This window comes from Johannesbaptistia floridana (genome assembly GCF_057440575.1).
The window spans coordinates 1-12,071 of sequence record NZ_JALKVM010000234.1 but is presented as its reverse complement, the minus strand read 5'-3'; the positions used below and the strand labels follow the sequence as shown (position 1 = coordinate 12,071).

Annotated in this window: 9 protein-coding genes; 6 read left to right on the top strand and 3 right to left on the bottom strand. The window is 35.6% G+C overall.

What is annotated here, in order from left to right:
• Nucleotides 1-1,228: 1,228 nt before the first annotated feature.
• Nucleotides 1,229-2,137, top strand: coding sequence for a CDF family zinc efflux transporter Cdf31 (gene cdf31 / locus MW688_RS14980; RefSeq protein WP_486736814.1), 909 nt, complete (start codon nucleotides 1,229-1,231; stop codon nucleotides 2,135-2,137).
• 59 nt (nucleotides 2,138-2,196) lie between these two features.
• Here cdf31 and mraY read toward each other — a convergent pair whose 3' ends face one another.
• Both mraY and MW688_RS14970 read right to left on the bottom strand, forming a co-directional pair.
• Entirely contained in the window at nucleotides 2,197-3,288 is a 1,092-nt protein-coding gene (mraY, locus tag MW688_RS14975; RefSeq protein ID WP_486736816.1) for a phospho-N-acetylmuramoyl-pentapeptide-transferase, read from the bottom strand.
• Nucleotides 3,281-3,520, bottom strand: a complete 240-nt coding sequence (locus tag MW688_RS14970) for a DUF3134 family protein (protein ID WP_486736813.1) — start codon at nucleotides 3,518-3,520, stop codon at nucleotides 3,281-3,283. Before MW688_RS14970 ends, mraY begins: the two co-directional genes overlap by 8 nt.
• Before the next feature lie 50 nt (nucleotides 3,521-3,570).
• Here MW688_RS14970 and MW688_RS14965 point away from each other — a divergent pair, with 50 nt between their 5' ends.
• The 3 genes from MW688_RS14965 to MW688_RS14955 all read left to right on the top strand — a co-directional run bounded on the left by MW688_RS14965 (nucleotide 3,571) and on the right by MW688_RS14955 (nucleotide 8,226).
• Nucleotides 3,571-4,161 carry a PAP/fibrillin family protein gene (locus MW688_RS14965; protein WP_486736812.1) on the top strand — a complete coding sequence of 197 codons (591 nt, stop codon included), beginning with the start codon at nucleotides 3,571-3,573 and terminating at the stop codon, nucleotides 4,159-4,161.
• 417 nt (nucleotides 4,162-4,578) lie between these two features.
• The gene (locus MW688_RS14960; RefSeq protein WP_486736811.1) at nucleotides 4,579-7,593 is read left to right on the top strand and encodes a hypothetical protein; all 3,015 of its coding nucleotides are present in this window, start codon (nucleotides 4,579-4,581) and stop codon (nucleotides 7,591-7,593) included.
• 6 nt (nucleotides 7,594-7,599) lie between these two features.
• On the top strand, nucleotides 7,600-8,226 hold the full coding sequence (locus MW688_RS14955) for a hypothetical protein (RefSeq protein WP_486736810.1): 627 nt from the start codon (nucleotides 7,600-7,602) through the stop codon (nucleotides 8,224-8,226).
• Between the two features lie 87 nt (nucleotides 8,227-8,313).
• Here the strand turns inward: MW688_RS14955 and MW688_RS14950 are convergent, their stop codons facing one another.
• Nucleotides 8,314-8,811 (bottom strand): HNH endonuclease, encoded by a 498-nt coding sequence (locus tag MW688_RS14950; RefSeq protein ID WP_486736815.1) that lies wholly within the window; start codon nucleotides 8,809-8,811, stop codon nucleotides 8,314-8,316.
• A gap of 95 nt (nucleotides 8,812-8,906) precedes the next feature.
• Here MW688_RS14950 and MW688_RS14945 point away from each other — a divergent pair, with 95 nt between their 5' ends.
• Nucleotides 8,907-10,160, top strand: coding sequence for a competence/damage-inducible protein A (locus MW688_RS14945; protein WP_486736809.1), 1,254 nt, complete (start codon nucleotides 8,907-8,909; stop codon nucleotides 10,158-10,160).
• 43 nt (nucleotides 10,161-10,203) lie between these two features.
• A complete protein-coding gene (locus MW688_RS14940; protein WP_486736808.1) occupies nucleotides 10,204-11,100 on the top strand; it encodes an Rpn family recombination-promoting nuclease/putative transposase in 897 nt (298 codons plus the stop codon).
• Nucleotides 11,101-12,071: the final 971 nt, after the last annotated feature.

Genomic DNA, 12,071 nt, shown 5'->3' with positions numbered 1-12,071 from the left:
GTTTACATAATAAGAAGAGTAAATCTAAAAAAAGGAAGGGAAAATAATCTTTCTTCATTAAATAAAATTCTCTTCTAATACACACCTAACAACAATGAGGGATGAAAAGCCCCCCTTATTAAGCTATCCTTTATAAACATCTTTCTTAACATAAAACTTGACAAAAACCGCAACTTGTGGGTTTGTGCTTTTTTAGATTTTGTTTAAGAAAATAATGTATAAAAAAATACATTGTTTGGCAAATTAAGTAATTTTACTTAAAACCCCTCTCCCTGCGACCGTGCTCCGGTGCTCCCTTGCTATACAAGGATTTCAGAGTTCCTTATAAAGCATAGCTTATTAAGGGGGGAAGGGGGGATCTTCTACATTCCAACTAATACACACCCGACAAAATCTAGTTTGTTGATTATTCTTGACAATTATCTAGTCATTAAGTTATACTAGACCTAGGGGGGAGTTCACCCCTATTGTAGTACAAAATAATAAGTAAATAGTATGTAGGGGTGCGTTAACTCATATCTTCCACCAAAACAAAAGTACAGAAATTGGCCGACAAGGGAGAATCAATTTTTAAGCGCGATCGCATTAATTCTCTTACTTCAAAACTCATTACTCATGTTTGTTGGGTTATCCCCCTGCCCAACCTACAGGCTACAGGCTACCTTCTTACTTCAAAACTTCAAAACTCATTACTTCAAAACTCATCTAACGGTGCGTTAAGGGCTTCGGCCTAACACACCCTACAACTACTTTTATAGTGTTGGGTTTCGTGCCTCAACCCAACCTACAGGCTTCTTACTCATTACTCATTACTCATTACTCATTACTCATTACTCATTACTCATTACTCGTTACTCATTACTCATCTAGGTGCGTTACGCTCACGCTAACACACCCTACAACTACAGGCTACCTTCTTACTCATTACTTATTACTCATTACTTATTACTCATCTAACTACCTTCTTACTTCAAAACTCATTACTCGTTACTTATTACTCATCTAACGGTGCGTTACGGCAATCCGTTATCTGGCATTGTGATTGACCAAAGATAACGACAGCTAATCCGCACCCTACTACAAGTATCAATACTCATTACTCATTACTCAACCACTAACGCACCCTACAAAATAGCTACATTATTCAAGCGATCGCCACTCTTGGTGCTATAGAAATTATATTATGTCCATTTAAAATAAAGTAAGAGCTAAAAGTGGATATTTTATCGTGATACAAGATAACCGTCGGGAAGTTAACCAAGTCTTAGTAATTACTCTTATTCTTAATATAATTGTCATGGCCATCAAAGTAGTAGTAGGATGGATTACAGGTTCATTGAGTTTACAGGCAGATGCTTTGCATAGTTTTACAGATAGCGCCAACAATGTTTTAGGATTAATCACTAATAGTCTGTCTTCTCCCAAACCAGATCGGAATCATCCGTACGGGCGTCAAAAGTTTGAAGCTATTGGCGCCTTAGGAATTGCGGCTTTTTTAGGAATTGCTTGTTTTGAAATTCTACAAAGTGCAGGGGAAAGATTTTTAGAGGGAATTACCGAAGTTAAGGTGTCTATATCTGAGTTATGGATATTGATAATTGTTCTGGGTATTAATATTTTTGTTGCCTTTTATGAAAGAAATGTGGGTAAGCGCCTCGGTAGTCGTATTCTCATTGCTGATGCCCATCATACCATGAGCGATGTATGGGTAACTATTACCGTTTTAGTAGGTTTGTTGGGGATTTGGCAAGCAAAAGCTTTAGAACTTCCTCAGTTACAGTGGTTAGATGTGATTCTTGCTTTTCCTGTAGCTTTCTTAGTTTTTCGCAGCGCTTGGGAAGTTTTGAAAGAGAATTTACCTTGGTTAGTAGATGAAGTGGCGATCGCCCCTGAATCTATTTACGCTATTGTCAAGGATGTCCCGGGGGTGATTAACTGTCATGATATTGCTTCTCGCGGCTTATTAGGTAGACAAGTATTTATTGAAATGCACTTAATTGTAGATGTCCAAGATGTAGAAACTGCCCATCAAATTACTGAAGAAGTAGAAGCCAGGTTAGAAGAAAAATTTGCTCCTGTTCGCATTTTAATTCATGTGGAACCACCTAACTATGAAACCGAAAAAATTACCTTTTAACATTTTCCACAGTTTTTATGGAGTTTTCCCCAGAAAATTGCCTAGTTTTCCCCAGTAATTTAAGAAAAGGTTAAGACAAAACCAGCTAATAAGGCATTAATCAAATAGAAAACACCGACAACTTGGGTTTCTTGCCAACCACTTAATTCTAAATGATGATGGAAAGGTGCCATTTTTAATAAACGTTTACCTTGACCATCTGGACCTTTTGTAGCTTTATAATAGGATACTTGTAAAATCACTGAAAGAGATTCAACAAAGAAGATTCCACTTACTATAAATAAAGCCCAAAGTTGGCCAGTATAAACACCAATAGCCCCTAAACTACCACCAATAGCTAAAGAACCCGTATCACCCATAAATACCATAGCTTTATAGCGATTATGGACTAAAAACCCCAAACAAGCACCACTAAAACTAATAGCAAATATAGCTAAATCGGGGTAAGTGGAAGAAATAATGATACCCATAGCTAAAAAGGCGATCGCACCTGTCCCTGTGGCTAAACCATCTACTCCATCAGTTAAGTTAGTGGCGTTACTCTCTGCGGTCATCACAAATATTCCTAGAGGCCAAAATAACCAGCCTAAAGAAATAACTGTAGAAAAGGGTAATTGTAGAGAAGTTAGGTTACTACCCTCGCTGATACCTAACCAGAGACAAAAACCTACAGCGACTATTATTTGTAAACTTAGTTTTTGCCTTGGAGAGATTCCCTTATTGGACTTTTGGCGCAGTATGGAAAAATCATCTATCCAACCAATCAATCCATAGGCGAGTGTTACCAGAGATATAGCTATTAAACCTGGGGTAGTTGGTGCTAAAATTGCCGCCACCCCGATAGCTACTGGCACAAAAAATATACCCCCCATGGTTGGTGTACCTACTTTGATTTGATGGCTTTTTGGTCCGTCTTCTTGGATTATTTGGGCCGCTTTGAGTTTTTCTAGCAGTGGTACAATTAAAAAACCTAGACCACTGCTGATTATTGCACTAGCTAATAGTGTATATACATAAAACCAGGAGTTTGTTTGAGTAATTGATAACCAAACTACTGTTAAAATCAACCCTATAGCTAGTAAAATAAGCAAAGTTATTCCTGAAGGAGAAAATAGGGACTGGCTATTTATAAACCTTTGTTGTTTATTCATCTGGGGAATCAGCATCGCTGAGATCATCATCATCATAGTTGTAGTCATCTACTTCCATGAGTTCTGCAATTTCTTCGTCTTCTTCTAATTCTGGAATAACTTCTTTAACTGGTTCACGGTATTTTAATCTTCCTGTTTCTGCTAACCAATCAATTAAACTAGATTCATTTTTGAGTGGAATTACCTGTGCCGGTTCATAACGTGCTTCTCTTTTTAATGAAGGATTGTGCATAATTACTTACATTTCTATTGTTTCCCTTATTGATATTAACACGATTAATCATGAGTAAAAAAACAGCATTACTAGAAGCTATCGCCGGACAAAATCGCGGTTTACTTTCCCGAGAAAGCGATCGCGTTAAAGTTCTTTCTCTGTTTGAACAGTTAGAATATGAAAACCCTAATCCTCATCCCTTTGATGCTATTTCTCTTTTAGATGGTAATTGGAAACTACTCTATACAACTAGCCGTGGTATATTAGGGATAGACCGTTTTCCTCTCCTACAATTGGGACAAGTATATCAATATATCCGCGCTGAACAGAGTATTTTGTACAATGTTGCTGAGTTAGTGGGTATTCCTTGGTTAGAGGGATTAGTGAGTGTTTGCGCACGTTTTGAAACTGTTTCTCAAACTCGTGTCAATGTTATTTTTGAACGCAATATTATTGTTTCCCAACGTTTAATTAATTATCGTTCTCCTGAACAGTTTATTCAAGATATAGAGTTAGGCAAAAAATTCCCCCCTCTAGATTTTAAAATCCCCAATCGCGAACAAACAGGCTGGTTAGAAATTACTTATCTTGATGAAGAAATGCGCTTAGGTAGAGGTAATCAAGGTAATATTTTTATTCTTAGTCGAGATAAATCCTAAGCTCAAATCTTGCATCAAAACCCAAATGTTACTGGTGGATGAATCTTGAAGTAATGAGTAATGAGTAATGAATAATGAGTTAATGCTAAACGTTTAAAAATTGGTTGACCGGGCAATATCTTAGGCTAAAGAGAAATGAACTTTTTCTGAGGTTATTTAGTACATAAGTACTGGTAGAAGATGTGAGCTAAGGGGATTCTACAAAAGAGGCGATCGCCTCTTTGGTGAAAATATTATATATTAAATGTATGACGGGGTGTTAAGTAGCTGAACATGACTCGATTAATTTACGATGAATTTAGTAAAGATTATTTAGATAAATTATTATCATCTTATGGAGAAGTAAACAAATAATCTGTAATGGTGGTAGGAGAAATAAACACAGCTAACGAGGTGACAACAAAATAAGCAAAGAATATGAGTAACCAATTAGAAGAAAATAACTTTAGTCAAGAAAATGTAGCAGTAGATTACAGCCAGATATTAGAAGCAATAAAACAAGAATTAAATGAGGTACAGAATTTATTTAAACTTTTCGGAAAAGGTGAACGTTTAATTATATACTTAGATGAAATAGCCAGTAAAATAGCCCAAAAATCCCTAAATAATCCTCTCCTAGAAGCAGAATTCCATGCTAGAGTTGCAAGTATTAATTTTAGTCCAGAATTTAGCGATCGCTTTCCCGAAAAAATTCAAGCTATTCACGATACCTTAGCTAATAATCTCACTAATTTTCTCCTTGCTAAAAATCTTACTATTCCTCAATTAACAGCTAATTTACTTTCTAATCTCAGTAACTTTCGTAACCAAACACCTGGAAAAAAAATTAGCTTAAATTATCCCTTTACTCCTCTTGGCAATCTTAGGCAAGAAATGCTGGAGATTAAACCAAAAGAAAAAGGCAGTAAATCATCTCTCAAATTCCATAGACTGGCTATATCCGTGGGACAATTAAGTAAACTTGAAGAAAATGTAACCCAAGGTTTACGTAGTTATTTAGAAAATAGTTTAACTCCTGATGATGATGATGTTGAAGACTTAGAAGAAATATTAGAGGGACAAATCGTCAATAACCCCGATTTCAACGCCTTAAAAAAATTAGTTAACACTGAGGTAGTTGGTCAATTAAAGAAAGAAGCTAGTATTAAATATTTAGAATATATTGAAGCAAATATTCCTGAAGAGAGATATATAGAGGTATTTTATCTACGAGACTTAATTCGTAGACTTCAACAATTAAAAGAATATTTTACCCAAGCTGATGTCCCAGATGACTACTATCAAGTTTCCTACGAAGGAGTAAATATAGATCTGAAATATTCATTATCCCAAGCTAACGCCTTTGAATGTTTACCGATTATTCCCATAGTTAGTGGTTTTCTGGGAGAAACCAATAATCCTAACCAAGATAGTCGAGAATTTATTTTTGGACTAAAACTCAAATTAAATAACAACGTAGAAACCAGCAAAGGTGAGTCGGTTTTTGATTATAATGTTAATTTGATTAATAGCAGAAGTAAAGAACATCAAGAAGAGTTAAAAGGAGACAAAAGAGAGTCTTTTATTAGCAAAGTATTAAGTCGCTTTTGTGTTTATTTTTTTGTTTTTGCTTCCCGTTGTCAACCAGATGAATCAAACTATCATCCCTCCCAAGAATTAGATTATGATCCAGTACCAGTTTTTGTTAGAGAATATTTAACTACTCTAAAAGGGGACGATGAACAAAAAAAACGTGATTTGTTAGCGCGTTTTAGCAAAGGTTTACAGAAGAAAGAATTGGGAATAAAAAAGAAAATCACTACACTAAAACAACTACTGAAAAAATTTCTGGGACACAGTACCCTAGTTAAACCGAAAGAATATCCCCTACATATCGAAATCTATCGAGGAATTTTAAAAAATAATGTAGAAGAAATTTTAGATTCTTCTAGTTTTTTTAAAGATGTGGTGAAACAAAAACAAGCTTTGAGATATATTAGTATCGGCGAAGCTGCCGTTAATCCCTACGCTTTGTGTCAAATGACTGCTAAATTAACTATAGAGGATATTCGTTATCATCAAACTTCACAAGAGCAAAAGTTTAGTTTAGAATACGATTTAACGGGAATTAAAGTACTCCCTGTACTTTTAGTACCTAAAGACAAGAAAACAAGAGAAAAATACGAGGCGTTAAAAGACAATAAGCTAATTAATTTTATTTATGATAAGTCCACAACAGAAAAGCTGAGTCAGTCTCAATATTTCTATTACCGTTTTACCTGGTTTCTTCTCTGTTATCTTTGTTTGAAAATTATTGTGGATACCACCCAAGAAAATCTTTTTCTCCCTATTCTGAGACTCCATCTCCAAGACAAAGGCAACAAAAATAAAGTCTTAGATATAGAAAAAGATATGACTGATTACTCGAAAGTCTTGGCACATATATTGAGTTTAGACCATTTGGCTAATTCCCAAGGCTTGGATGTGACTTCTATGGAATCTTTTAAACAAAAAAATGCTTTTGAATTTAAACAAAAAAATGCTTTGAATTCTCTCTATTCGGTGATTCCTAAAAACTTCCGCTTTCTTAACCCCGAAGTTACTCCCACTCTTGATAAGTTAGCTTTGATTATTGTTAGTAGTTGTGAATGTGATGCTAGGAAAAAGGGAGATCGCACGGCCAGAATTTCTACTTTAATAGCTGAAGTAGTAACTATTAATCTTTTACCCTCTGGCTTAGTACAAGTTAAAACCAAAAAACGTCTATCTGCTAACTATCCCACGGAAAAAATGTACAGACAACCGGGTATCATTCTTGATGCTGTTACTAGTCTCTATCACCAAGGCTATCGTCAAATTATCTATTTAGCTAAGACTCCCTACACTAGTCATCTCTATGTTAGTCAAGAGGAGAATATTTTCTTATCTAAAGAATTAATTAAATATCTCTACCAAGATTATCGAGATTTACACCTTTATCCAGTGTTTATTGAACAATATTATGTGCGTAAACTTAAAGGTGATTTAGAGAAAGCTTTATACTTACAGGATACTAGTCAACTGCAAAAATTGCTAAATGATCCGAGTCAACAATCTGTAATCTTTTTTAATCTGTTTAATGGTATTGCTGTTAAAAAAGAAGATTCTTTTTATAATGGCGTGGTATCCTATGCAACTCTTGTGGGTGTATATGAGGATCTCTTGGATGACCAGGCGATTCGACAAAATCTTCTCTATAATCAAGGATGTAAGAATGATTTGTTGCAATATCTGATTCTCTTTCATTTCTCTCGCTATGAGAAAACTACTAAGCCTAGTATCAAGTTAAATCCCTATCAACAAATTATCTCTGAAGAGTCTGTGGCTAAACGTTCTTTATTTAAATATCCTGAAGGTAAGGCTGATTTTAATTTGTTGGCTTTTTTAACAGAAGTCCGTAGAGTTATTTCTTAATTTTTGATGGTCACTGGGAAAAAGGCGATCGCCATGGAAGTAAAATTATCTCACAGAAATTATCAAAATATTCTTATAGGCATAATTACTGCCTTTAGCCTTCTTCTGATCATGGTTATTTTAATCTATCCTATCAATCACACTGAGTATAGCTGTTCTCGAATTGCCCCTAATCAGGTTACTTGTCAACGAAAATCTCAACTTGTTTATGGATTGATTAATCACTCTACTGTTGAATTTCCCTTAACAGGTGTAGAAGTCAAAGAAGAAAAAATCTATAATTGTTTGGATGATGACCATGAGCACTTCAACACTCGTAATCCAGATAAATGTAATCAAAGTTTTAATCAATCTATTCAAACTATATATATTTATAAAATTTATCTCCGAGGAGATAATCGTTTATTCTTTTTAGATAAACAAGCCAGTGAAGCATATTTAACTTCATCCCGTCAAACCCTTTTGAATGTTCAAGCTGAAGAGGAGGCTATAAACAGTTATATTGCAGGATTTGGTGAATCGATAGTTAAGTTTGAGCAAAATGACCGCTATTATTGGACCATTTTGGTGATCATCGGACTAGCTTTTGTTAGTATTTGGTATATTTATCCTGATTTATTAAACAAGCCCTAAATAGCTGTTTGAGGGCAAGTCCCCAATGGTGGTTATAAATCGGGGATTCTTGCTCACATCTATACAGTCTAACGATCAAATACTGAATTAAATACCAATAACATACTTTTTCCACTCCTGATTACTATTACCTCTTGTGTGCTTAACAATTTCAAAGTGTAGACTGCTGTATGGCTGTCTAGGTCGAGAACGTAAAGTCATACTAGCTTCTTTGGGGGTACGATTACCTTTTTTAACGTTACAACGTACACAAGCAGCAACTAAATTTTCCCAACTATCTCCACCACCACGAGAACGAGGTACAACGTGGTCAAGGGTTAGTTGTTCGCCTTTATAGCTACAGTATTGACAACTGTGCCGATCTCGTTCTAAGATATTACGGCGAGTTAAAGGAATTTCCTTATAGGGAACTCTTACATAGTGGAGTAACCTAATCACCGTAGGCAGAGGAAAATCATGATACACTTGAATACCATCGTTTTCTAGTTGTTCTGCTTTACCTTTTAGTAGTAAAACTACAGCTCGGCGCCAACTAGTTATATTTAAGGGTTCATAGGAAGCATTTAAAACTAAAACCTTGGCCATTGGTTTTACAAAAAGATTATAATTTATCCATGATATTAGCATTTATTTAAGAATTTTGTCGGTTACCTTGATACCAAAACTAACACAGGAGGAGAATGAGTGCAGAGATTATTTGTGTAGGGACAGAACTTTTACTAGGAGAAATTACTAACACTAATAGCCAATTTCTCGCAGAAGAACTAGCAAAACTAGGAATACCACACTACTATCAAACAGTAGTAGGTGACAACATTGAGAGATTATCCACAGCGATCGCTATTGCTAGTCAAAGATCCCAATTGCTGATTTTTACAGGAGGATTAGGTCCCACACCAGACGATTTAACCACTGCCACAATCGCAGCTTTTTTTAACACGGAGTTAGTAGAGAATCAAAAAGTATTAGCAGAAATTAAAGCTAAATTCGCCCTCACAGGCCGCCAAATGACTGTTAATAATGCTAAACAAGCTCTAATTCCTTTGGGTGCTCAAGTATTACCTAATCCAGTAGGAACAGCGCCAGGGATGATTTGGCAACCTCGCCCTAATTTGACTATTCTAACTTTTCCCGGAGTGCCAAAGGAAATGAAGGCAATGTGGGAAGCAACAGCAATTCCTTTTTTGAAAAGTCAAGGCTGGGGAAAAGAAATTATCCATAGTCGTACACTCAGGTTTAGAGGCATCGGTGAATCTGCCTTAGCGGCTAAAGTGAGTGATTTATTTAGTTTGACTAATCCAACTGTGGCTCCCTATGCTTCTATAGGAGAAGTACGTCTGCGCGTATCAGCGAAAGCTAATACCCGAGAACAAGCTGAGGAATTAATTACTCCAGTAGCAGAAAAAATTAAGGCGATCGCCGGTTTAGATTATTTCGGCGCAGATAGCGATACTCTACCCCAAGTAGTAGGAAATCTACTCCGTCAAAAACAAGAAACAGTTAGCGTGGCAGAATCTTGTACTGGAGGAGGTATCGGTCAATTATTAACAAGTGTACCGGGAAGTTCAAGCTATTTCCTCGGGGGTTTAATTGCCTATGATAATTCTATTAAAGTAAATCTTCTCGGGGTTAATCCTGAAGATTTAGCTGAGTTTGGTGCCGTTAGCGAGGTGGTAGCGCGACAAATGGCTGTTAATGTTAAACAGCGTTTTAATACTGATTGGGGTTTAAGTGTTACTGGAATCGCAGGTCCCGATGGAGGGACTGAAACCAAGCCTGTCGGATTAGTTTACTGTGGTTTTGCTAGTCCTGATAATCAAGTTCATTGTTTAGTGTCTCGTTTTGGTGCCTACAAAGAACGGGAAACCATTCGTTTTTTAACTTCCTATTTTGTTTTAGATCAATTAAGACGCCAAATCAGTAATTTAGAATGAAGAATGTAGAATGTAGGCTATAGTTTGTTTTAATTTTTGGAAAATGAAATTTATTAGCCCCAAAACTGACTTTGCCTTTAAAAAAATCTTTGGTTCTATTCACAGTCAAAACATCCTGATTAGTTTTCTCAATGCTATTGTTTATAACAATCAAAATATCATTCAATCTCTAGAAATAATTAACCCATATAATCCTGGGGTTATTAACAGTCTTAAGGAAACTTATTTAGATGTAAAAGCAGTTTTAAATAATGGTTTAACAGTCATCATTGAAATGCAAGTATTGAATGTAGAAGATTTTGAAAAACGAGTAATTTATAACTTAGCTAAAGCATACGGAAATCAATTAGATGTGGGGCAAGGTTATAGAATGTTGAAACCTTTTTTAGGTTTAACAATTACTGATTTTGTTTTATTTGATGACTGTGAAGAAGTTATTACTAAGTTTAGGTTTAAAGAAGAGAAAAAATTGTTTAATTATCGAGACGAATTAACATTAATGTTTCTCGAATTACCTAAATTCAACAAAGAATTATCAGCCTTAGAAACCCTCAGTGAGAAATGGATATATTTTATTAAATCAGCACCTAGTTTAGAAGTAATCCCCTCTTCATTGGGAGAAGTATCAGAAATAGAAGCAGCATTAAATATAGCAAATAGAGCCAACTTAAATAATGAAGAATTAGAAGAAATACAGAAACAAGAAATACTGATTGAAGATAGGAAAGCAGAAATTTCTCTCGCGAGAAGGGAAGGAATAGGAATTGGCGTAGTGAAACAAATCTTACGTCAAATTCGCCGCAAATTTGGACAAATAACTCCAGAAGTTCAAACTCAGATAGAGCAGTTATCCCTGGAAAAATTAGATATTTTAGGAGAAGAAATTTTTGATTTAGCAACTATAGTAGATTTGGAAAACTGGTTAAATCAACAGCTATAGCAAAGTAAGGGTAAGTTAGGACACAAAAGTTATAGCAATGAGCGTTGTAGTGTTAACAATATTTATATTTACAGATACCCCCAACCCCAATACTGCTTTTGTTAAGAGAAAATTATTGATTAGAGTAAGGTTGAAAGGAGATTAATTACAAAGCCAAAAACCCCTCTCCCTGCTCCCGTGCTCCGGTGCTCCCTGCTTTCTCAAAATAAATATGTTTGATTCTTATCCGAGCAGTATTGCCCCCAACTCACATCTTCCACCAATACTTATGTACTAAATTAACCTCAGAAAAAGTTCATTTCTCTTTAGTCTAAGATCTTGCCCTGTCAACCAATTTTTAAGCGTTTAGCATTAATTCTTTTACTCATTACTCATTACTCATTACTCATTACTCAACCACCACAAGTAACTTTTGATAAAGATGCAAGATCTGAGCCAACCCCCCTTAACAAGGCTATCCTTTATAAACATCTTTCTTAACATAAAACTTGACAAAAGCCGCTACTTGTGATTCGGTGCTTTTTGAGATTTTGTCTAAGAAATTAATGTATAGTAATATACATTTTATCCACAACTTAAGTAATTTTACTTAAAACCCCTCTCCCTGCTCCCTGCTATACAAGGGTTTGGCGAGTTCCTTATCAAGCATAGCTTTTTCAAGGGGGGCTAGGGGGGATCTAAATATCCCGACTAGATCCCCCCAACCCCCCTTACTAAGGCAGGGCTGTTTCATTCATTTTTTTATTTCAAAATGTAACGTTTAAACGGTAGGCTTTTTACTATGTTTTTTAAAAGAAAAATAAATCCGAGATTTATTATTAGTAAAAAATCCCCTCTCCCTGCTCCCTGCCCCCTGCTCCCTGCTCCTCCTCACCATTTTCTTTGTCAAGAACGAAACAGCCCTGCTTACTAAGGGGGGCTGTTTTATTCTAAAATTTTGTCGTAAGCTAGAAGCTAGACACCACAAAAGT